The organism is Bradyrhizobium sp. USDA 3315 (assembly GCF_054056795.1).
Map to the genome: position 1 here is coordinate 5,546,815 of NZ_JBSRYP010000001.1, position 22,226 is coordinate 5,569,040.

General features: G+C 64.3%; 21 protein-coding genes. 11 read left to right on the top strand and 10 right to left on the bottom strand.

Features of this window, described 5'->3' with window-relative positions; all coding sequences use genetic code 11:
* The first annotated feature begins 85 nt into the window (after nt 1-85).
* On the top strand, nt 86-1,237 hold the full coding sequence (locus ACVIYL_RS25740) for an AGE family epimerase/isomerase (RefSeq protein WP_456780169.1): 1,152 nt from the start codon (nt 86-88) through the stop codon (nt 1,235-1,237).
* 64 nt (nt 1,238-1,301) lie between these two features.
* On the opposite strand, the gene ACVIYL_RS25745 is transcribed toward ACVIYL_RS25740, so the two are convergent.
* The 7 genes from ACVIYL_RS25745 to ACVIYL_RS25775 all read right to left on the bottom strand — a co-directional run bounded on the left by ACVIYL_RS25745 (nt 1,302) and on the right by ACVIYL_RS25775 (nt 8,509).
* Entirely contained in the window at nt 1,302-2,141 is an 840-nt protein-coding gene (locus ACVIYL_RS25745) for an ABC transporter ATP-binding protein (protein WP_038380790.1), read from the bottom strand.
* A gap of 167 nt (nt 2,142-2,308) precedes the next feature.
* On the bottom strand, nt 2,309-3,592 hold the full coding sequence (locus ACVIYL_RS25750) for an ABC transporter substrate-binding protein (RefSeq protein ID WP_411781785.1): 1,284 nt from the start codon (nt 3,590-3,592) through the stop codon (nt 2,309-2,311).
* Nucleotides 3,593-3,652: 60 nt separating this feature from the next.
* The gene (locus tag ACVIYL_RS25755) at nt 3,653-4,726 is read right to left on the bottom strand and encodes a branched-chain amino acid ABC transporter permease (RefSeq protein WP_456780170.1); all 1,074 of its coding nucleotides are present in this window, start codon (nt 4,724-4,726) and stop codon (nt 3,653-3,655) included.
* Between the two features lie 3 nt (nt 4,727-4,729).
* Nucleotides 4,730-5,623 (bottom strand): branched-chain amino acid ABC transporter permease, encoded by an 894-nt coding sequence (locus ACVIYL_RS25760; protein ID WP_028343071.1) that lies wholly within the window; start codon nt 5,621-5,623, stop codon nt 4,730-4,732.
* Nucleotides 5,620-5,766, bottom strand: a complete 147-nt coding sequence (locus ACVIYL_RS25765) for a hypothetical protein (protein ID WP_456780171.1) — start codon at nt 5,764-5,766, stop codon at nt 5,620-5,622. Before ACVIYL_RS25765 ends, ACVIYL_RS25760 begins: the two co-directional genes overlap by 4 nt.
* Nucleotides 5,763-7,691: an AMP-binding protein gene (locus ACVIYL_RS25770; RefSeq protein ID WP_456780172.1), complete on the bottom strand. Its 1,929-nt coding sequence runs from the start codon at nt 7,689-7,691 to the stop codon at nt 5,763-5,765. Before ACVIYL_RS25770 ends, ACVIYL_RS25765 begins: the two co-directional genes overlap by 4 nt.
* Nucleotides 7,688-8,509, bottom strand: a complete 822-nt coding sequence (locus ACVIYL_RS25775; protein ID WP_016847995.1) for an ABC transporter ATP-binding protein — start codon at nt 8,507-8,509, stop codon at nt 7,688-7,690. Before ACVIYL_RS25775 ends, ACVIYL_RS25770 begins: the two co-directional genes overlap by 4 nt.
* A gap of 400 nt (nt 8,510-8,909) precedes the next feature.
* Between ACVIYL_RS25775 and ACVIYL_RS25780 the strand changes: the two genes are divergently transcribed.
* The 4 genes from ACVIYL_RS25780 to ACVIYL_RS25795 all read left to right on the top strand — a co-directional run bounded on the left by ACVIYL_RS25780 (nt 8,910) and on the right by ACVIYL_RS25795 (nt 12,842).
* Nucleotides 8,910-9,584: a Crp/Fnr family transcriptional regulator gene (locus ACVIYL_RS25780; RefSeq protein ID WP_456780173.1), complete on the top strand. Its 675-nt coding sequence runs from the start codon at nt 8,910-8,912 to the stop codon at nt 9,582-9,584.
* Between the two features lie 137 nt (nt 9,585-9,721).
* On the top strand, nt 9,722-10,822 hold the full coding sequence (gene gmd, locus ACVIYL_RS25785) for a GDP-mannose 4,6-dehydratase (RefSeq protein ID WP_456780174.1): 1,101 nt from the start codon (nt 9,722-9,724) through the stop codon (nt 10,820-10,822).
* Nucleotides 10,803-11,747 carry a GDP-L-fucose synthase gene (gene fcl, locus ACVIYL_RS25790; RefSeq protein WP_456780175.1) on the top strand — a complete coding sequence of 315 codons (945 nt, stop codon included), beginning with the start codon at nt 10,803-10,805 and terminating at the stop codon, nt 11,745-11,747. The genes gmd and fcl overlap by 20 nt, the downstream gene beginning before the upstream one ends.
* A gap of 117 nt (nt 11,748-11,864) precedes the next feature.
* Complete coding sequence (locus tag ACVIYL_RS25795) at nt 11,865-12,842, top strand: tripartite tricarboxylate transporter substrate binding protein (protein WP_028338334.1); 978 nt, start codon at nt 11,865-11,867, stop codon at nt 12,840-12,842.
* A 129-nt stretch (nt 12,843-12,971) separates the two neighbouring features.
* On the opposite strand, the gene ACVIYL_RS25800 is transcribed toward ACVIYL_RS25795, so the two are convergent.
* Both ACVIYL_RS25800 and ACVIYL_RS25805 read right to left on the bottom strand, forming a co-directional pair.
* Nucleotides 12,972-14,054: an IS630 family transposase gene (locus tag ACVIYL_RS25800; RefSeq protein WP_253604297.1), complete on the bottom strand. Its 1,083-nt coding sequence runs from the start codon at nt 14,052-14,054 to the stop codon at nt 12,972-12,974.
* Between the two features lie 77 nt (nt 14,055-14,131).
* Nucleotides 14,132-14,977 carry a uroporphyrinogen-III synthase gene (locus ACVIYL_RS25805; protein ID WP_431014814.1) on the bottom strand — a complete coding sequence of 282 codons (846 nt, stop codon included), beginning with the start codon at nt 14,975-14,977 and terminating at the stop codon, nt 14,132-14,134.
* Nucleotides 14,978-15,112: 135 nt separating this feature from the next.
* On the opposite strand from ACVIYL_RS25805, the gene purU reads away from it, so the two are divergent.
* Nucleotides 15,113-15,976 (top strand): formyltetrahydrofolate deformylase, encoded by an 864-nt coding sequence (purU, locus tag ACVIYL_RS25810; protein WP_028338332.1) that lies wholly within the window; start codon nt 15,113-15,115, stop codon nt 15,974-15,976.
* 896 nt (nt 15,977-16,872) lie between these two features.
* Here purU and ACVIYL_RS25815 read toward each other — a convergent pair.
* Complete coding sequence (locus ACVIYL_RS25815; protein ID WP_456781890.1) at nt 16,873-17,151, bottom strand: hypothetical protein; 279 nt, start codon at nt 17,149-17,151, stop codon at nt 16,873-16,875.
* 366 nt (nt 17,152-17,517) lie between these two features.
* Here ACVIYL_RS25815 and ACVIYL_RS25820 point away from each other — a divergent pair, with 366 nt between their 5' ends.
* From ACVIYL_RS25820 to ACVIYL_RS25840, 5 genes are all read left to right on the top strand, one after another.
* Nucleotides 17,518-18,699, top strand: a complete 1,182-nt coding sequence (locus ACVIYL_RS25820) for an ABC transporter substrate-binding protein (protein WP_456780176.1) — start codon at nt 17,518-17,520, stop codon at nt 18,697-18,699.
* A gap of 156 nt (nt 18,700-18,855) precedes the next feature.
* Complete coding sequence (locus ACVIYL_RS25825; RefSeq protein ID WP_456780177.1) at nt 18,856-19,725, top strand: branched-chain amino acid ABC transporter permease; 870 nt, start codon at nt 18,856-18,858, stop codon at nt 19,723-19,725.
* Between the two features lie 7 nt (nt 19,726-19,732).
* Entirely contained in the window at nt 19,733-20,764 is a 1,032-nt protein-coding gene (locus ACVIYL_RS25830) for a branched-chain amino acid ABC transporter permease (protein WP_456780178.1), read from the top strand.
* Nucleotides 20,761-21,513: an ABC transporter ATP-binding protein gene (locus tag ACVIYL_RS25835; protein WP_229161357.1), complete on the top strand. Its 753-nt coding sequence runs from the start codon at nt 20,761-20,763 to the stop codon at nt 21,511-21,513. The genes ACVIYL_RS25830 and ACVIYL_RS25835 overlap by 4 nt, the downstream gene beginning before the upstream one ends.
* Nucleotides 21,506-22,222 (top strand): ABC transporter ATP-binding protein, encoded by a 717-nt coding sequence (locus tag ACVIYL_RS25840; protein ID WP_229161355.1) that lies wholly within the window; start codon nt 21,506-21,508, stop codon nt 22,220-22,222. The genes ACVIYL_RS25835 and ACVIYL_RS25840 overlap by 8 nt, the downstream gene beginning before the upstream one ends.
* Nucleotides 22,223-22,226: the final 4 nt, after the last annotated feature.

Consider the following 22,226-nt stretch of genomic DNA (forward strand, 5'->3'; position numbering starts at 1 on the left):
TGGGAGGATGTGCACTGGTTGCGTGCCGGTCCGCCCGTGCTATCAGACGGTGACCGCTGACATTGGGACGGTTCCAGGGAGCACGATGGCTGAGGCAGAAAGCGTTGCGGCGGACGGGGCCGCCGACGTCGTCGCGAGGCTGAAGCGCCGCGTCGTCGACCAGGCCCTGCCGTTGTGGTCGACCGCAGGCTGGGACAGCACCGCCGGCGGCTTTGTCGACCGGCTCCACCAGGACGGGACAGCCGACCGCGCGGCCCCGCGCCGGATCATGGTGCAGGCCCGCCAGATCTATTGCTACGCCAAGGCGGCCCAGCTGGGCTGGTATCCGGAAGGACGCGCGGTCGCGCTGAAGGGGCTGGACTACCTGCTGGCCAAGGCCAAGGCGCCGGACGGCCGGCCCGGCTTCGTCTACAGTCTGACGGCCGAGGGCGGCGTGCACGATGCGCTGCGCGACACCTACGGCCATGCCTTCGTGCTGCTTGCGCTCGCGACCGTCTACGGCCTCGACCAGGACGCCCAGATCCGCGCCGAGATCGACGCGCTGCTGTCGTTCCTCGATACCCAGCTGCGCTCGCCCCATGGCGGCTTCCACGAGGGCCTGCCGCCCTCGATGCCGCGCCGGCAGAACCCGCAGATGCATCTGTTCGAGGCGATGATCGCCTGCTTCGACGCGACCCACGATTTGTCGTTCCAGAACCGCGCCGGCGATTTCTTCGCGCTGTTCCTCGCCAACCTCTACGACAAGCAGACGCGCACCCTCGGCGAATATTTCGAGGAAGACTGGTCGAAGATCCCGCCGGTTAGCGTCGAGCCCGGGCACCTCGCGGAATGGGTCTGGCTGCTGAAGGGATTCGAGCGGATCACCGGCTGCCCGACCGGGCGCCCGCGCGGCGAGCTGCTGGCGTCGGCGCTGCGCTATCGCGACGCGGCCACCGGCTGCCTGGTCGACGAGGGCGACGCCGAGGGCAACATCCGCCGCCACACACGGCGGCTGTGGCCGCAGAGCGAGCTGGCGAAGGCCTGGATCGCGCAAGCCGAGTCGGGCGAAGCCGGCGCGGCGGACGAGGCGCGTGCGGCGCTGGTGCTGCTCGAGCGGCACTATCTCGGCCATGCCGTGGCCGGCGGCTGGTACGATCAGTTCGACCGCGACGGCAATTCGCTGGTCGACACGATCCCGGCGTCGTCGTTCTATCATGTGCTCTGCGCGGTCACTGAAGCCGAGCTGGTGCTCGGATAGAACCGCCTTCCTGGTCTGACGCGTTTTCTGCACACGCAACCCCGCCCGAAAACGCTCGATATCCTCACAGCCAGCGCTTGCGCCGCTTGAAGCTCTTCAGGTTCTTGAAGCTCTTGCGCTGGTCGCCGGCGCCGCCGAGGTAGAATTCCTTGACGTCCTCGTTGTCGCGCAGCTCGTCGGCGGAGCCGTCGAGCACGACCTTGCCCTGTTCCATGATGTAGCCGTGGCTCGCGACCGAGAGCGCTGCGCGCGCATTCTGCTCGACCAGGAGGATCGTGACGCCGAGATCGCGGTTGATCTCCTTGATGATCGCGAACACTTCCTTGACGAGCAGAGGCGACAGCCCCATCGACGGCTCGTCCATCAGGATCATCTTCGGGCGCGCCATCAGCGCGCGGCCGATTGCGAGCATCTGCTGCTCGCCGCCGGAGAGATAGCCGGCGAGGCCGGTGCGCTCCTTCAGGCGCGGGAAATATTTGAACACCATGTCGATGTCATCGGAAACCTCGCCGTCGCGCCGGGTGAAGGCGCCGAGCCGCAGGTTCTCCAGCGACGTCATATCGGCGACGATGCGGCGGCCTTCCATCACCTGGAAGATGCCGCGGCGGACGATCTTGTCCGGATCGATGCCGTTGATGCGCTGGCCCTCGAATAGGATCTCGCCGCGAGTGACCTCGCCGTCCTCGGTCTTGAGCAGGCCGGAGATCGCCTTCAGCGTGGTCGACTTGCCGGCGCCGTTGGCGCCGAGCAGCGCCACGATCGCGCCCTTCGGCACCTCGAGGCTGAGGCCGCGCAGCACCAGGATGACGTCGTCATAGACGACCTCGATGTTGTTGACGCTGAGTAGCGGCGGCGGCGGGACTGCCGTCGGTCCCGGGCGGGTGGCTTCGAGGGTTTCGTTCATGGCCTGTGTTACCCTTCGACATCATTGCCGGGCATAGCCGTCCGAAGGACGGCGTCGCTTCCGCTCGCCTTTGATCCGGCAATCCATCGATCGGAATACGTCTTCGCTTGATGGATGCGCGGGTCGAGCCCGCGCATGACGATGTGTGGACGTGATCGGCTGCCGCCTCACCACCCAAACCATTCCGGCTTGCGCGGCAGGTCGACGGTCTTCACCTTCTCGAGCTTGATCGTGCCCTTGCCCATCAGGTCGTTGATGTCGCCGTCGGTCGCGCCCGAGACCTTCGAGCGATACAGGTCGACCTTCGTGGTCGGGCGGTGATCCTTCTCGGTCCAGGTCGACGGATTGCAGACGCCGTCCATGCCGGCCGGCACCCAATCCTTCTTCTGGTAGAAGCCCTTGGCGACGTTCTCGCCGGTGGCGCCGCCGTTCTTGGCGGCCCAGTCGAGCGCCTCCTTCAGATAGAGCGCGCTGCAGACCGCGGCGATGTAGTGCACCGGCCGATAGACCTTGCCGGACGGGTCGGACATCTTGGAGATTTCCATCACGGTCTTCATGCCGGGCGCGTTGCCGCCCCAGCTCACCGCCGTGCGGAGCGGGAAGATCACGCCGTCGGCTGCATCGCCGGCGGTCTTCGCCGCGTTCTCGTCCATGCCCCAGACATTGCCGAGGAACTGGACATCGACGCCGGCGGTCTTGCAGGCCTTCAGCACCGAGATGTTCGAGGCCGCCGTGTTGCCGAGATAGGCATAATTTGCGCCCGAGCTTTTCAGGCTGAGACACTGCGCCGAGTAGTCGCCGGGGGACAGCGCGAAGACCAGCGGCGGCAGCACCTCGAATCCGAGCTCGGTCGCCAGCGCTTCACCGGCCGCCTTCGGCGCGTTCGGGTACGGATGGTTGGCGCCCATGTGGACGAATTTCGGCTTGCCGGGCTTGCCCTTGGCCTTCCAGTCCTCCGCGGCCCAGGTCAGCATCGCGCGCATCGAGTCCGAATAGCTCGGGCCGTAGAAGAAATTGTAGGGTGCGGGCTTGGCCTTGCCGCTGGTGCCTTCCGGATCGGTCAGCGCGGCGGCGTAGGAGCCGGAGATGTCCGGGATCTTGTCCTGCGCCAGGAAGCCGGTGAGGGCTTCGGTATCCGCCGTGCCCCAGCCCATGATCGCCGCGACCTTGCCGTCGGGCGCCGACCATTTCTTGTACAGCGCGATGGCGCGCGGCACCTGGTAGCCATAGTCGTTGCTGTCGACATTGAGCTGCTTGCCGCCGACGCCGCCATTCTTGTTGACCCAGGCGAAGGTGTCGGCGACGCCCTGGCCATAGGGGGTGCCGACGTCGGACGTGCCGCCCGAGAGGTCCTGCAGATGGCCGATGGCGATCTGCGCCTGCGCGGTGGCGGCCGCGCTGCTGATCAGCAGCGCAACGGAGACCGAGCTCAAAAGGGATCTAATCGTCATTTTTTCTTTCCTCCTGCCTATTCGTTGAACCGAATTTTGAGTTGCGTTCCGTGCCTTGCGTCAATGCGAGAACGGGTAGAGCTTCCAGTAAGCCTTGATCTGCCTCCAGCGATGCGCGAGGCCGTCCGGCTCGAACATCAAGAAGCCGATGATGATCAGGCCGATCGCGATCTCGCGCAGGAAGGTGATGTTGTTGTTGAGCTGCAGCGCCTTGTCGATGGCGCCGCCCTTCAGCCAGGCGCTCAGCCATTCCATCGATTCCGGCAGCAGCACCACGAAGGCCGTGCCCATCAGCGTGCCCATCACCGAGCCGGTGCCGCCGATGATGACCATGGCGAGGAACAGCACCGAGCGCTCTATGCCAAAACCTTCCTGCGAGACCACGAGCTGATAGTGCGCGTAGAGCGCGCCGGCGATGCCGGCAAAGAAGGCGGCAAGCCCGAACGACAGCGTCCGGTACTTGGTGAGGTTGATGCCCATGATCTCGGCGGAGAGATAGTGATCGCGGATCGCGACCAGCGCGCGGCCGTCGCGGGTGCGCATCAGGTTGGTGACCAGCAGGTAGCTGATCACCATGTAGGCGAGCACGACGTAGAAATACTGCCGGTCGCCGCGCAGGGTGTAGCCGAAAATCGAGAACGGATTGGCGCTGGCCGGCACCGAGCCGCCGGAGAACCATTCGGCGCGCGAGAAGAAGTCGAGCAGGATGTACTGCGCGGCGAGCGTCGCGATTACGAGATAGAGTCCCTTCAGCCGCGCCGCCGGCACGCCGAAGATCAGGCCGACCAGTGCCGTGACGACGCCGGCGAGGGGGATGGCGAAGAACACCGGGATCGGCGCGTTGTTGGAGATGTAGGCCGAGGTGAACGCGCCGAATAGGAAGAACGCGGCGTGGCCGATCGAGATCTGGCCGGTGAAGCCGACCAGGACGTTGAGGCCGAGGGCCGCGATCGCGAAGATGCCGATCTGGATCGCGATCGAGAGCAGGTAGTTGGACAGCAGCATCGGCGCGAAGCAGGCGAGCACGATGCCGAGGATCGCGAAATTGCGGCTGGTTGCGGTCGGGAAGACCGTGGTGTCGGCCGCATAGCTGGTGCGGAAATCGCCCGAGGGGATGAGTGTGCTTGTCGCCATTGATCAGACCCGCTCAATATCCTTGGTGCCGAACAGACCGTACGGCTTGATCATCAGGATGATGATCAGGACGTAGAACGGCGCGATCTCGTAGAGATTGCCCCAGTGCAGGTACTGGCTGTCGACATACTGGGCGACATTTTCCAACAGCCCGATGATGATGCCGCCGAGCACGGCGCCGCCGACCGAGTCGAGCCCGCCGAGGATCGCGGCCGGAAACACCTTGATGCCGTAGGCGGAGAGGCCGGACGACACGCCGTTGACCACGGCGACCACGACACCGGCGACCGCCGAGACGGTGGCCGAGATCGCCCACGCCATCGCGAACACGTTCTTGACGGAAATGCCGAGCGACTGCGCGACCTGCTGGTTGAAGGCGGTGGCGCGCATCGCAAGGCCGTATTTGGAGGCGCGGAAGAACCAGGCCATGCCGACCATCATGGCGAGCGAGACCACTAGACTCATGACATAGACGGTCTGGATCTGCAGCCCGAACAGGCTGACCGACTGGCTCTGGAACACGCGCGGGAACGGCTGCGGGTTGACGCCGAAGATCCACTTCAGCGCGGCTTGGAACACCGTCGACAGGCCGATCGTCACCATGATCACGGAGATGATGGGCTCGCCGATCATCGGACGCAGGATCACGACCTGGATCGCGATGCCGAAGATGAACATGAAGACCAGCGTGATCGGCATGCCGACCCAGAACGGCACCTGATACTTCGTCAGCAGCGCCCAGCACACCCAGGCGCCGACCAGCAGCAATTCGCCCTGCGCGAAGTTCACGACCTGCGTCGCCTTGTAGATCAGCACGAACGACATCGCGACCACGCCGTAAAGCGTGCCGACCACGAGGCCGTTGACGATCAGCTGGATCAGGAACTGGGTGTTCATGGGGTGTCGCCGAGTTTGTGGTTCGTCATCGCCGGGCTTGACCCGGCGATCCATCGCGCAAGAAAGCTGTCCTTGCGAAGGGGATGGATGCGCGGGTCAAGCCCGCGCATGACGATCGAGCAAGCGGTCATCGACGGTGTCATTCCGCGGCCTCCGCGATCACGGCGCGGCCGAGGTCGACGACCTCGAGCGTGGTGCGGACGCGCTGCGTCGAGCCGTCCTGGAAGCGGATCACGGTGTCGACGGGGATGCTGGCCTTGCCACGGTAGATCGCATCGATGATGTCGGCGTATTTCTCGTTGATCACGCCGCGGCGGACTTTTCGGGTCCGGGTCAGCTCGCCGTCATCGGCATCGAGCTCCTTGTAGAGCAGCAGGAAGCGCGAGATGCGTTGCGCCGGCGGCAGGGTGGCGTTGACCGTCTCGACCTCTTTCTTGAGCAGCGCATAGACCTCGGGCCGCGAAGACAGGTCGGTGTAGGTCGTGAACGAGATCCGGCTCTTCTCCGCCCATTTCGAGATGATCGAGTAGCGGATGCAGATCATCGCGGCGAGCGCGTCGCGGCCGGCGCCGAGTACGACCGCTTCGGCGACATAGGGCGAGAACTTCAGCTTGTTCTCGATATATTGCGGAGAGAAGCGCTCGCCGCGCGAGGTCTCGGCGAGATCCTTGATGCGGTCGATCACGACGAGCTGCCGGTTGTCGTTGTAGTAGCCGGCATCGCCCGAATGCATCCAGCCGTCCTTGATGTCGGCGACCGAGGCTTCGGGGTTCTTGTAATAGCCGTGGAACATGTTGGGATGCCGCACCACGATCTCGCCGACGCCGTTGACGTCGGCATTGTCGATGCGGATCTCGATGTCGTCGGCCATCGGCACGCCGGTGGTGTCGGGATCGACCTTGCCTTCGGGATGCAGCGTGTAGGCGCCGAGCAGCTCGGTCTGGCCGTACAGCGTGCGCAGCGGCACGCCCATGGCCTGGAAGAACTTGAAGGTATCCGGCCCCAGCGCCGCGCCGCCGGTCGCCGCCGAGCGCAGCCGCGTGAAGCCGAGCCGGTCGCGCAGCGCGCGGAACAAGAGCTGGTCGGCGAAAACAGAATGCTTGCCCTCGGCAAGCGCCGCCAGCCCGGTCTTCATGCCGAGGTCATAGAGCCGCTGCTTGAACGGCGAGGCGTCCATCACCCCGGCGCGGACGTCGGCCGCGATCGATTCCCAGACCCGTGGCGCGAACAGCACGAAGGTCGGCGCGATCTCGCGGAAGTCGTGCATCATGGTGTCGGGCTCTTCGACGAAGTTGACCTTCATCCGGGAGAGCAGCCCTTTGCCCAGCGCGTATATCTGTTCCATGATCCAGGGCAGCGGCAGCACCGAGACATATTCGTCGTCCGGTCCCTTCGGATCGAAGGCGAGATAGGTCGCGCAGTGCCGCAGCACGCGCCCGGCCGAGAGCATCGCAAGCTTCGGGTTGGCCGTCGTGCCCGAGGTGGTGCAGAGGATCGCGACGTCCTCGCCGTCGGTGGCGTCGACCAGCCGCTCGTACAGTCCAGGCTCGCGCGCGGCGCGATCGCGGCCCAGCGCAACGAGCTTGCTCGCCTCCATCAATCGCGGATCGTCGTATTTGCGCATGCCGCGCGGGTCGGAATAGACGATGTGCTTGAGATGCGGCACTCGATCGGCGAGGCCGAGCAGCTTGTCGACCTGTTCCTCGTCCTCGGCGAAGACCAGCTTGGCCTCGCCATAGGTCAGGAGATAGGCGGCTTCCTCGTCCAGCACGTCGCGGTAAAGGCCGAGGCTCATCGCGCCGATCGCGTGGGCCGCGATCTCGGCGGCGACCCAGTCCGGCCGGTTGTCGCCGATGATGCCGATCACGTCACCGCGGCCAAGGCCGAGCTCGACCATGCCGAGCGCGAAATCATGGGTGCGGGTCTGGTAGTCGTTCCAGGTGAATTCGCGCCACAGCCCGAAATCCTTCTCGCGCAGCGCGATCTCTTGGCCGTGCTCCCTCGCGTTCAGGCGCAGCATCTTGGGAAAGGTGTCGGCCTGCGCGGCGCGACCGGCATAGTCCATCATGCGGCGCTCTCCCGCACCGCGGGCTTGTCGTCGGGATCGACCAGCACTTCGTCTTCCTCGCCGAGATAGGCGCGCTTGACATGGGGATCGGCGAGCACGGTGGCCGGATCGCCCTCGGCGATCTTGCGGCCGAAGTCGAGCACCATGACGCGGTGGGAGATGTCCATCACGACGCCCATGTCGTGCTCGATCATCATCACCGTCATGCCGAACTCTTCGTTGAGGTCGACGATGTAGCGCGCCATGTCTTCCTTCTCTTCGAAGTTCATGCCGGCCATCGGCTCGTCGAGCAGGATCAGTTGCGGCTCGAGCGCCATCGCGCGGGCGAGCTCGACGCGCTTGCGCAGGCCATAGGGCAGGGTGCCGGCGGTCGCCTTGCGCACCGATTGCAGATCGAGGAAGTCGATGATCTCCTCGACCTTGCGGCGGTGCTCCAGCTCCTCGCGGCGCGCGCCGGTCAGCCAGTACAGCGATCCCGTGATGAAGTTGTTCTTCAGGAGGTGATGGCGGCCGACCATGATGTTGTCGAGCACGCTCATGTGGTGGAACAGCGCGAGATTCTGGAAGGTCCGGCCGATGCCGAGCCGGGGCCGCGCGTTCGGGTTGAGGCCGGTGATGTCCTGGCCGCGATAGAACAGCTGGCCTTCAGTCGGCCGGTAGCGGCCGGAGATGCAGTTGACGATCGAGGTCTTGCCGGCGCCGTTCGGGCCGATGATGGAAAACAGCTCGCCCTCGTTGACGCCGAAGCTCACTTCGGTCAGCGCGCGGACGCCGCCAAAGCGCAATGAGACTCCGCGCACCTCGAGACTATTAGCCACCCTGTTCCCTCCAGATACGGGCGCTTTGGCGCGCTCTTTATCTTCGCTTCGATCTTACACTTCGATCTTACATGGGCCGCCGAAGGGAGACCATCCGACTATTGATGCCGGCGTTGGGGAGCATCGCTTGACCCGATCGCCTGCGTCATGCGCGGTAACGCCGCACCCGCCTGCAAGCCCGTCCCTCGCGTCGTCCGCCTTCAGCGATCCATCAAGGAGCTGCGCGACGTTACGCGAGGTGGCTCTGAATACGAGAAAGCGATAGGTTGAATTGTCATGTGCCCGACATTTGGTCAGGAATTTTCGCTGGCATTCCAGGCCTCGGGTCCCTGGCTTCGCGCACGGCGTTGCTGCGGTGCAATATCGTTGCAGTCTCTTGGGGTAGGACGCCGTCGCTAGAATGATTGCTGCTGATTACCTGAGGCGCATCGCGGCCTGGTCGCGCGAACTGAGCGAGCAAGAAATCGAAATCGCGCGCGCCGGCATTTCCGAGAAATCCTATCGCGCCAACGAATTCATCTTCATGCGCGGCGACAATTTTCAGTACTGGACCGGCATCGTCACCGGGCTGGCGCGCATGGGCATCGTCTCGCGCGGCGGCAAGGCGGCGAGTTTCGCGGGTCTCACCGCAGGCGCGTGGTTCGGCGAGGGGACCGTGCTCAAGAATGAGCCCCGGCGCTACGATGTGGTCGCGCTGCGCGACACGCGACTGGCGATGATGGATCGCCGGACCTTCGTCTGGCTGTTCGAGAACAGTGTCGGCTTCAACCGGTTCCTGGTCGGCTCGCTCAATGAGCGGCTCGGCCAGTTCATTGCGCTGCTCGAATATGGCCGCACGCTGGATGCCACCGCGCGGCTGGCGCGCTCGATCGCCTCGCTGTTCAATCCGATTCTCTACCCCGACCTCACCCTGCACCTGGAGATCACCCAGGAGGAGATCGGGGCGCTGTCGGGGATCTCCCGGCAGAACGCCAACCAGTGCCTGAAGCGGCTGGAGCGCGAGGGGCTGTTGCGGCTCGACTATGGCGGGGTGACCATCCTCAACCTCGACCGGTTGCGCCGCTACGGGGAATGATGGGATCCAGGCCGCATTTAACCATTTTCGGGGGCGCTGAAGCCCCGATTCAGCAATTGTGATGTTAGACTTGGAGCAGGCCGGATGCTACAGACCGGCCTCGTCGGCGCGCTGTTTGCGCGATCTCTGGAGATGACATGGCAGTTAAGGATTCGGCGGCTCAGGACTCGAAGCGGCGCGTTGCGTTGATCACCGGCGTCACCGGGCAGGACGGCGCGTATCTCGCCGAATATCTGCTCGGCCTCGGTTATACCGTGCACGGGCTCAAGCGTCGCTCGTCCTCACTCAACACCGCGCGTGTCGACCATCTCTACCAGGATCCGCATGTCGGCAACGTCCCGTTCCTGATGCACTATGGCGACATGACCGATTCGACCAATCTGATCCGCCTGGTGCAGCAGATCCGGCCGACCGAGATCTACAACCTCGCGGCGCAAAGCCACGTCCAGGTCAGTTTCGAGAGCCCGGAATACACCGCCAATGCCGACGCGATCGGCGTATTGCGCCTTTTGGAAGCGATCCGCATCCTCGGCATGGAGAAGGAGGCGCGGTTCTACCAGGCCTCGACCTCGGAGCTTTACGGCCTCGTGCAGGAGGTGCCGCAGAAGGAAACCACGCCGTTCTATCCGCGCTCGCCCTATGGCGTCGCCAAGCTCTACGGCTACTGGATCACGGTGAACTACCGCGAGGCCTATGGCATGTTCGCCAGCAACGGCATCCTGTTCAACCATGAGAGCCCGATCCGCGGCGAGACCTTCGTGACGCGCAAGATCACCCGCGCCGTCGCCCGCATCGAGGTCGGCCTCGAGAACAAGCTCTATCTCGGCAATCTCGACGCCAAGCGCGACTGGGGCCACGCCCGCGACTATGTCGAGGGCATGCACAGGATCCTGCAGGTCGACGAGCCCGGCGACTTCGTGCTCGCGACCGGCGAAACGCGGTCGGTCCGCGAGTTCGTCGAACTGGCGTTCGCCGAGGTCGGCCGCAGCATCGAATGGCGCGGCAAGGGCGTCGAGGAGGTCGGTGTCGACAAGGCGTCCGGCAACACCCTGGTGCAGATCGATCCGACCTATTTCCGCCCGACCGAGGTCGATCTTCTGATCGGCGACGCCAGCAAGGCGCGCGCCAAGCTCGGCTGGGCGCCGAAGACGCCGTTCTCGCAACTGGTGAAGGAAATGGTTGCCAGCGATCTCGTCGAGGCCAGGCAGGACGCGGCCAATGGCAAGCACGGTGTTTGAGCTGAAGGGCAAGCCGGTCTTCGTCGCCGGCCATCGCGGCATGGTCGGCTCGGCGCTGATGCGCCGGCTGGCGCGCGAGGAGGCCGATCTCCTGACGGTGTCGCGCAGCGAGGTCGATTTGCGCGACCAAGCCGCGGTCAACGCCTGGTTTGCCGCGAAGCGGCCGCAGGCCGTATTCCTCGCCGCCGCCAAGGTCGGCGGCATCGTCGCCAACAACACGCTGCGGGCGGAATTCCTCTACGACAATCTGGCGATCTCGAGCAACGTGATCCAGGCGGCGCACGCCCATGGCTGCGAGAAGCTGATGTTCTTCGGCTCGTCCTGCATCTATCCGCGGCTGGCGTCACAGCCGCTGCGCGAGGATTCGATGTTGACCGGCCCGCTCGAGCCAACCAACGAGCCCTATGCCATCGCCAAGATCGCTGGCATCAAGATGGCCGAGGCCTATCGCAGCCAGTACGGCGCCGATTTCATCAGCGTGATGCCGACCAATCTCTACGGCCCCGGCGACAATTATCACCCCGAATACAGCCACGTCGTCGCCGCGCTGATCCGCCGCTTCCACGAGGCCAAGGTTTCGGGCGCCGGCAACGTCGCGGTGTGGGGCACCGGCACGCCGCGCCGCGAATTCCTCTATGTCGACGATCTCGCCGACGCCTGCATCCATCTGATGAAGACCTATTCATCGCCCGAACTGGTCAATATCGGCACCGGCGAGGACATCACCATCGCCGAGTTCGCGCGCGTCGTCGCGGCCGCCGTCGGCTATCGCGGCGAGATCAGCTTCGACACGTCGCGCCCGGACGGCACGCCGCGCAAGCTGCTCGACGTCGGCCGGCTGGCCAGGCTTGGCTGGCGCGCCACCACCTCGCTCGAGGATGGCATCGCCCTCGCGTACCAGGCCTATCTGCGCGAGACGAAGTGACGCGGTGAACCTCTCGCCCTCCGACTGAGAATATCTGTCGGCTTGGCGACGCCGCGCGGCTAGGATGCGCGTGCCCAAGCGTGCCGCAAGAGCCGCCAGTGCGTCGGAGGAGACATCATGAAGGTTCTACGCCGCCAGTTCCTGCAACTTGCAGCCGCTACGGCTGCGCTGCCGCTCACATTTGGGAAAGCGATTGCCGAGGCCTATCCGGCGCGGCCGGTTCGCCTCGTGATCGGCTATACGCCCGGCGGTTCGGCGGACCTGACGGCGCGCCTGATGGGGCAGTGGCTGTCGGAAAAGCTCGGCCAATCCTTCATTGTCGAGAACCGGCCGGGCGGCGGGACCAACATCGCCACCGAGCAGGCGCTGCGCGCGGCGCCCGATGGCTACACGCTGCTGCTGGTCGCGCCGGCCAATGCGATCAATGCGACGCTCTACCAGAAGCTGCCGTTCGATTTCATGCGCGAGATGGAGCCAATCGCGGGCATCATTCGCTTTCCCAACGTCGTGGTGGTGCACCCCTCGCTGCCGATCAAGTCGATTCCCGAATTGATCGCCTATGCAAAGGCCAATCCCGGCAAGCTCAACATGGCGTCCTCAGGCAACGGTTCGACGATCCACATGTCGGGCGAACTGTTCAAGATGCTGACCGGCATCAACATGCAGCACGTGCCCTACCGGGGCGGCGCGCCGGCGCTCACCGATATGCTGTCCGGCGTGATGCAAGTGATGTTCGACAATCTTCCGACCTGCGCCGAGCACGTCAAATCCGGCAAGCTGCGCGGACTTGCGGTCACCAGCACGACCCGTTCGGACGTGCTTCCGGACCTGCCGCCGGTCGCCGACTTCCTGCCGGGTTACGAGGCGAGCGCCTGGTACGGCCTCGCGGCGCCGAAGAACACGCCGCCTGAAATCGTCGACAGGCTCAACAAGGCCGTCAATGAAATCCTCGCCGATCCCAAGGCCAAGGCGCGCTTTACCGAGATCGGCGCGATCATGCTGCCGGGCTCGGCTGCCGACTTCGGCAGACTGGTGGCCGACGAGACCGAGAAATGGGGCAAGGTGGTCAAGTTCGCCGGCGCCAAGGTTGATTAGAGCGTTTTCGAGCGAAATGGACGCCGGTTCGCGTGAAGAAAACGCGTCAAAACTAGAATCTAGAGCTCCGTTCCGATTCGATCGGAACGGAAAAGGTTCTAGTGTCCTGAACCAAAAGTTCATGGCATTTTATGCCTTGGCGGGCAGATTGTAAGCGCAGAAGCGTTCGATTGAGCCGAGAATGTCGTCAGCTGATTTGGTCCATCGGAACGGCATTGGGTCAGCGTTGTGATGGTCGATGAAGGAGGCAATCTCGGCCCGTAGCGCCGCCACACTGCGATAGATGCCGCGCCTAATCTTACGCTCGGTGATGAGTGCAAAGAAGCGTTCGACCTGATTGAGCCAGGATGAACTGGTTGGCGTCAGGTGGACGTGCCAGCGCGGCCTCTTTGCCAGCCAGTTGCGGATCAACGGCGTCTTGTGGGTTGCGTAATTGTCCATGACGAGGTGGACGTCCAGATCGTCTGGAACCGCAGCTTCGATCTCATCGAGAAACTTGCGGAACTCTTTGGCACGATGGCGTCCATAGCATTTGCCAATGACCCGGCCGGTTGCGACGTCGAGGGCGGCAAACAGCGAGGTGACGCCATGGCGTTTGTAGTCGTGACTACGGCGCGCCGGCTGGCCTGGTCGCATGGGCAGCATGGGCTGGCTGCGATCCAGCGCCTGGATTTGCGACTTCTCATCGACACACAGTACGATGGCGCGCTCGGGCGGAGCTACGTAAAGGCCGACGATGTCGCGAACCTTGGCGACAAAGTCGGGGTCGGTTGAGAGCTTGAAGGTCTCCAACCGATGCGGCTGCAAGCCGAAAGCGCGCCATATACGCTGTACTGTTGAGACTGACAGCCCGCTGGCCCGCGCCATGCTGCGCGAACTCCAGTGGGTGGCCCCGGGAGGCTGGGTCTCAAGGGTGCGAACGATCACCGCCTCGATCCGGGCATCCTCAATCGTGCGTGGCGTCCCCGATCGCGGCTCGTCCCAAAGACCTTCAAGCCGATGCTCGGAGAACCGCCGCCGCCATTTGCCGACCGTGTCGGGATCGACAGCCAAACGGGCCGCCACGACCTTGCTCTGCTCGCCCTCAGCACAGGCCAGGACGATCCGAGCCCGCAGCGCCAACGCCTGAGCAGTGCTTCGACGCGACGCCAACGATGTCAACTCAGCACGTTCCACCTCATCAAGCTCCAGCGGAGCAAAGCGCCGACCCATCGCCAATCCTCCCCAAATCAGGAGAGTCCGCTATCATCGAGTCGATTTGGAGTCCGCCGAACTTTTGATTCAGGACACTAGCTTCGCGCCGTCGCGCGCGGCGGATTCTTTGAAAGCGCCGCCGCCATCGCCGATATCAGCGGCCGCATGAAGAAGGCGTCTTCGGCCGGGTAGATGTCGGTGCGCAGGCCTTGGGACTTGAGTTCGTCCGATACCGCCGGTCCGACCGACGCGATCGGCGTACGCTCGAACCCCTCGCGTAACCTGTCCTCGCAACCGCGCGCCCGTGCCACCTCGATCAGGCGGCGGACCTGGCCGAGATTGGTCAGAGCGATCGCGTCGATGCGGCCCTGCGCCATCTCCTCGATCGCGGTGACGATGTTGGCGTCGGCGGCCTGAGCGTCATAGACATAGGGCAGCACCGTATCGACCTCGGCGCCCTGTGCCTTGATCGCGCCGATCAGGCTGGCGTGATCCTTGTCCGGATAGAGCTGCAGGCCGAGCCGATGGCCGGTCAGGTCGAGCTTCGACAGCATCTCGGCGACGCCTTCCGAGGTTGGCTTCTCGGTCGTCATTTGCGGTTCCAGGCCGATCTCGCGCAGTGCCCGGCCGGGTTTGGGGCCGCGAGCGAATTTGCGCGCCTTGGCGAGGCTATCGCCGAACTCCCGCTCGACGCCGATCCGGCGCACGACTTTCATCAGCCGGCGCAGGCCTTCGCCGGTCATCAGCACGAGGTCGTCGAGCGGCTGTTCGATGGCGCGGCGAATCCAGGCCACGATCGGCGCCGGATCAGGCGCATCGTGGATGGTGAACATCGGGCATTGCAGCACGTCGGCGCCCTGTTCGGCGAGCAGGCGGGAAAACTGCGCCTCCTCGCGCGTCTCGAGGATCAGGATGCGGTAGCCGTTCAGCCGTTCAGCCATGATGGACCCTAACAAACATTGTCGTCATTTGTTCGATTTGACCCCGGCGCCGGGATTGGCGCAAGGCCGCCTGCGGTGTAGACGAGGGCCGAAAATGACCGTTCCATCAATCTGCTCAAGCTTTGGTCAATTGGCATGCCCGACCATCAGTTCGTTTTGACCCTGTCCTGTCCGGACCGTCCAGGGATCGTCTCGGCGGTCTCGACGTTTCTCGCCCATAACGGCCAGAACATCCTGGACGCCCAGCAGTTCGATGACGTGGAGACCGGCAAGTTCTTCATGCGCGTGGTGTTTACCGCGGCCGACCTCGCGGTCGAGCTCGCGGCGCTGCAGACCGGCTTTGCCGCGATCGCCGAACGTTTCGGGATGGAATGGCAGATGCGCGATCGCGCCAGCCGCCGCCGGGTGATGCTATTGGTGTCGAAGTCCGATCACTGCCTGGTCGACATCCTCTACCGCTGGCGTACCGGCGAACTCGAAATGATCCCGACCGCGATCGTTTCCAACCATCCGCGCGAGACCTATGGCTCGCTCGATTTCGGCGATATCCCGTTCCATCATCTGCCGGTGACGAAGGAGACCAAGCGGCAGCAGGAAGACGCGGTGTGGAAGCTGGCCCAGGACACCAAGACCGATCTCGTGGTGCTGGCCCGCTACATGCAGATCCTGTCGGACGAGATGTCGGCGCGGCTGTCAGGCCGCTGCATCAACATCCATCATTCCTTCCTGCCGGGCTTCAAGGGCGCCAGGCCCTACCACCAGGCCCATGAGCGCGGCGTCAAGCTGATCGGCGCCACCGCGCATTACGTCACGTGCGACCTCGACGAAGGCCCGATCATCGATCAGGACGTCGAGCGCATCAGCCATCGCGACACGCCTGAGGATCTCGTGCGCAAGGGGCGCGACATCGAGCGCCGGGTGCTGGCGCGCGCGATCCGCTACCATCTCGCCGATCGCGTCATCCTCAACGGACGCAAGACCGTGGTGTTCGTGGACTGATCCGCGTTCACTCCGGTTGTCGCGCTTTGACGGCTAGGGTGTCGCCCTGCATCGAGGTGCTGCATGAAACTCATCCACATGAGCGACATCCATCTGACGACGCCGGGGAGAACGATCTTTGGCCGTGATCCCATGCAAGAACTTCGAGCGCGCTGGATCAGGTGCTTGCCGATCACCGCGACGCCGAGCTGATGGTGATCTCGGCGATCTTTCGGGTATCGGCGAGCTCGCTGACTATCACTTGCCGCGCGAACGCCTGAACGGGTTCTCAATCCCGGTGCGGCTCTGCATCGGCAATCATGATCATCGCGAGAGGTGCCTCAGCGTGTTTCCCGCGCCGACGCAGACGAGTTCGCGCAAGGCGTTCACGACACCTCGTTCGGCCGCTGCCTGCTGCTTGACACCTACGACCTGCAGACGGCCGCCGGCAGCTTTTGCCCGGCGCGGCAGGCCTGGCTGGAACGCCAGCGCATGACGGCCCGTTCTTCCTGCTCATGCATCACAATCTAATCCCGACCCGCATCGCGCCGCTGGACCGGATCGGCCTGCTCGATGATGCAGGTTCCGATCGATCGTCACGAAGCACCGGAGCAAGATCAGGCACACCTTCTTCGGTCACTGCCACATCGTGCCGGGCGGTTCGGTGCGGGCGTTCCCATGACCCTCGCTGCGCCGAACCACGACAGCTATTCAGTATTCGCTGAGGTACTGACCGTCGCCGATCTGCCGGATTCCTACGGGGTGCGTTCGTCGGCGACGACTACGTCACTGTCCATATGGTGGAGTTCGGCTACCGCGGCGAAATCATCCGCGAGGATCACTCCAGCTAGTCTGTCGGGCTGTCGTTTATCCCGTGCACGGCACAACCCGGTGCCTGTCCTGGTCCGGCCGTACGCTCAGTGGGCAGCGTCCCGCGGTGGCGTTGCCGGCTTGGCGTCATCGCCGCGCTCGGCCGCAGGCATCAGGCGCTTGCGCTCCCGCTCCTGCATGAACTTGTCGTATTCGGGGGTACCTGCCCGCGGCGGCGCGTCGGCGGGCAGGCCGCCGGCCCAGGCCGGAATGTAGTCGGCCATGCCGGCCGAGAGCTTCCGGTTCACGGTGCCGCATCCTCCGAGCGTACAGGCCGCGAACGCGAGGGCAGTCAGGACAGAGATAGGGCGCGAGAAGATCGACATGTGAGGCAGGATACAGCCCTGGTCTTTATGGATGATGATCTTGGCGCGACCGTTCGGCTGCAATTGTGCTTGTTTGTTGACATCGCGGCGCTGTTTGTACGATCGTACAAATGATCGGGACCGCCAAGGTGCTCTGGTGACGCGTGATCGGTTCTTGGGCATTGAGTTTCGTGGCGTTCTTGGTATTTTAATACCATTTTCTGAGTTGGGTCCGATCGCGTCCCGCGCGACACACATCCATCGTCCGATTGACAGAGGGCACGGGGAGACGCCTTGTCGCGTTGCGGCTTGGCGGTGACATGGTTGGGTTAAGACAACCGGAACTAAAGCTCAGCGCCGAAGATCAGAAGGGGGAGGGGGATGTCGATGTTCAATCGTCGCAAGATGTTGCTGTGGGGCGCCGCTTCGGCCGTGCTTCCGGGATTGTGCGCCAGCGTGCCGGCGCGGGCGGAAGACGCCGTCAAGATTGGCCTGATCCTGCCGATGACCGGCGGCCAGGCGTCGACCGGCAAGCAGATCGATAACGCCATCAAACTCTACATGCAGCAGAAGGGCGACACCGTCGCCGGCAAGAAGATCGAGATCATCCTGAAGGACGATGCCGCGGTGCCCGACAACACCAAGCGGCTCGCGCAGGAACTGATCGTCAACGACAAGGTCAACTTCATCGCCGGCTTCGGCGTGACGCCCGCGGCGCTTGCCGCGGCGCCCTTGGCGACGCAGGCCAAGATCCCGGAAGTCGTGATGGCGGCCGGCACCTCGATCATCACCGAGCGTTCGCCCTATATCGTGCGTACCAGCTTCACGCTGGCGCAGTCCTCCACCATCATCGGCGACTGGGCGGTCAAGAACGGCATCAAGAAGGTCGCGACGCTGACCTCCGACTACGCGCCCGGCAACGACGCGCTGACCTTCTTCAAGCAGCACTTCACCGCCGGCGGCGGCGAGATCGTGGAAGAAGTCAAGGTCCCGCTCGCCAATCCGGACTTCGCGCCGTTCCTGCAGCGCATGAAGGATGCCAAGCCCGACGCGATGTTCGTGTTCGTGCCGGCGGGGCAGGGCGGCAACTTCATGAAGCAATACGCCGAGCGCGGGCTCGACAAGAGCGGCATCAAGGTGATCGGACCCGGCGACGTCATGGACGACGATCTGCTCAACAACATGGGCGATGCCGCGCTTGGCGCGGTGACGGCGCATCTCTACTCGGCGGCGCATCCGTCCGCGATGAACAAGGATTTCGTCGCCGCCTACAAGAAGGCATTCGGCAACCGTCCGGGCTTCATGGCGGTCAGCGGTTATGACGGCATCCACCTGATCTATGAAGCGCTGAAGAAGACCAATGGTGCGACCGACGGCGACAAGCTGATCGAAGCGATGAAAGGCATGAAGTGGGAGAGCCCGCGCGGCCCGATCTCGATCGACCCGGAAACCCGCGACATCGTGCAGAACATCTATATCCGCAAGGTCGAGAAGGTCGACGGCGAGCTCTACAATGTCGAGTTCGCGACCTTCGAGGCCGTCAAGGATTCCGGCAAGACCAAGAAGTGACGCGCGAAAGCGCGTCATCCCCGATGTGCAATTGCACATCGAGGGGCGCGCATGAGCGCGAACCCGGGATCTCGAAGTTATGAAAAAGGTTCCGGGTTCAGCGCGTGCGCGCTGTCCCGGAATGACGCGCTAATATCGGGATTTCATCGTCTTTCCATGGCATCAATCCTCACCAACCTGTTCGACGGCGTCGCTTACGGCATGCTGCTGTTCGTGCTGGCCTGTGGGCTTGCGGTGACGCTCGGGCTGATGAACTTCGTCAACCTCGCGCACGGCGCCTTCGCCATGGCCGGCGGCTATATCTGCGCCGTGCTGGTCAACAATTCCGGCTGGCCGTTCTTCGCGGCGCTGCCGCTCGCCTTTGTCGGGAGCGCCGCGATCGGCATCGCGCTGGAGCGCACGCTGTACCGCCATCTTTATGCCCGCAGCCATCTCGATCAGGTGCTGTTCTCGATCGGCCTCGTCTTCATGTCGGTGGCGGCGGTCGACTACATCATGGGATCGTCGCGGGTCTTCATCAAATTGCCGGCGGCGCTGGAGGGCCAGATCGACCTGTTCGGCGTCGGCATCGGGCGTTACCGGCTGATGATCGTCGTGATCTGCGGCCTGCTCACGCTGGCGCTGCAACTGGTCCTAGCGAAGACCCGGTTCGGCAGCCGGCTGCGCGCCGCGGTCGACGATCCGCGCGCCGCGATCGGGCTCGGCATCAATGTGCCGCGGGTGTTCGCCTTCACCTTCGCCTTCGGCTGCGGCCTTGCCGGCCTCGGCGGCGCGTTGAGCGCGGAGATCCTCGGGCTCGATCCGTACTTCCCGCTGAAGTTCATGATCTACTTCCTGATCGTCGTGACCGTCGGCGGTTCCTCGTCGATCACCGGGCCGTTCCTCGCCTCGCTGCTGCTCGGCATCGCTGACGTCGCCGGCAAATATTACGTGCCCAAGGTCGGCCCCTTCGTGATCTACACGGTCATGATCGTGATCCTGCTGTGGCGTCCCAACGGCCTGTTCGGCCGCACCGCGGCGCGGTGAGCCCAACATGACCGCGCTGTCCGACGTTTCCACTCATGCCATGGCCAGCGCGCGCTGGCGGATCGGCGAGGTCGCCTTCTGGGTCCTGGCGCTCGCCTGCGCCTTCCTGTTCCCGTCGCGCTACCTGATCATGACCGACATCGTGCGGCTCGGATTGTTTGCGCTGTCGCTCGACTTGATCCTCGGCTACGCCGGCATCGTCTCGCTCGGCCACGCGGCATTCTTTGGCGTCGGCGCCTATTCGGCCGGGCTGCTGGCGCTGCATGGCATCGTCAACGAGCCGGTCATTGCGCTGGTCGTCGCCGGCCTTGTCGCGGCGGTGCTCGGCTTCCTCACCAGCTTCCTGATCATCCGCGGCGTCGACCTGACGCGGCTGATGGTCACGCTCGGCATCGCGTTGCTGTTGGAGGCGCTCGCCGAGCGCTTTTCCAACATCACCGGCGGCACCGACGGCCTGCAGGGCATCGAGATGCAGCCGATCCTCGGTCTGTTCGCCTTCGACATGTTCGGCAAGACCGGGTTCTTCTACTCGCTGATCGTGCTGTTCATTCTGTTCCTGCTCGCCCGGCGCGTCGTGCATTCGCCGTTCGGTCTGTCGCTGCGCGCGATCAGGAGCAATCCGTTGCGTGCGGCCGCAATCGGCGTGCCGGTCAACCGCCGCCTGATCGCGGTCTATACGCTGGCTGCGTTCTATGCCGGGATCGCCGGCGCGCTGTTCACCCAGACCACGGCGCTTGCCTCGCTCGACGTATTTTCTTTCGAGCGCTCCGCCGACCTGATGCTGGTGCTCGTGATCGGCGGCACCGGCTATCTCTATGGCGGCTTGATCGGTGCGGTCGTGTTCAAGATGTTGCAGGAGCTGTTCCAGAGCATCACCCCGCAATACTGGCTGTTCTGGATCGGTCTCGTGCTGATCGTGATCGTGATGGTCGGCCGCGCCCGGATCCATCGCTGGGTGCTGTTCGTGCCGAACCTGATCATCCGCCAGTTCGCCGGCCGCAAGGCCACTGTCGCCGTGCCCGAGGGCGATGTGTCATGACGATCGCGCTGGAAACAAGCGGCCTCGAAAAATCCTTCGGCGGCCTTCGCGTCACCCGCGATCTGTCGCTGAAGGTGATGCAGGGCGCCCGCCACGCGCTGATCGGGCCGAACGGCGCCGGCAAGACCACCGTCATCAATCAGCTGACCGGCGTGCTGACGCCGAACAGCGGGCGCATCCTGCTCGAAGGCAGCGACATCACCGAGCTCTCCGTGCACAAGCGGGTGTTGCGCGGGTTGTCGCGCACCTTCCAGATCAACCAGCTGTATCCCGATCTGACCCCGCTCGAAACCATCGGGCTTGCGGTCTCCGAACGGATGGGCCGCGGCAGCGACTGGTGGCGGCGGATGGGGACGCGCAGCGACGTCAACGCCGAGATCGCCGAGATTTTGACGCGCTTTCATCTGCTCGACGTGATGACCGAACTCACCTCGACATTGCCCTATGGCAAGCAGCGGCTGCTCGAGATCGCGGTCGCAATCGCCGCCAGGCCACGGGTGCTGCTGCTCGACGAGCCCGCCGCCGGCGTGCCCGAAAGCGAACGCCACGATATCCTGGCGGCGGTCGCGGCATTGCCGCGCGACGTCACTGTGCTGCTGATCGAGCACGACATGGATCTGGTGTTCTCCTTCGCCGACCGCATCTCGGTGCTGGTCAATGGCGGCCTGCTCACCGAGGGCGCGCCCGACGAGGTCGCGCGCGATCCGCGGGTGCGGGCGGTCTATCTCGGCGAGGCGGCCGATGCCTGATCTCCTCTCCATCCAGGGCCTGCGTGCCGGCTATGGCGAGGCGGTGGTGTTGCCCGACATGTCGCTGGCGCTTGCCGAGGGCCAGGTGCTCGCGCTGCTCGGCCGCAACGGCACCGGCAAGACCACGCTGATCAATTCGATCGTCGGGATCGTCAGACGCTTCGACGGCAGCGTCGCGCTCGCAGACCATGACATCACGGCGATGCGGCCGGACCAGCGTGCCCGCGCCGGCATCGGCTGGGTGCCGCAGGAGCGCAACATCTTCCGCTCACTGACGGTGGAGGAGAACATGACCGCGGTCGCGCAACCCGGCGCATGGACGGTCGAGCGGGTGTACGAGATGTTTCCGCGGCTGAAGGAGCGGCGCGGCAATTTCGGCAACCAGCTGTCCGGCGGCGAGCAGCAGATGCTGGCGATCGGCCGGGCGCTGACGCTGAACCCGAAAGTGCTGCTGCTCGACGAGCCGACCGAAGGCCTCGCGCCGATCATCGTTGAGGAATTGTTAAAGGCGATCGGAACCATCACGCGGTCTGGCGGCATCTGCTCGATCATCGTCGAGCAGAACGCGCAAAAGATTCTGGGGCTCGCGGACCGTGTTGTGATATTGGAACGCGGCACCATCGTGCACGATGCCGCAAGCAGCGCGCTGAAAGCCGATCCCTCCGTCCTAGAGCGCCATCTCGGCGTCTCCGGGGCCAAGGCACATTAGAAAC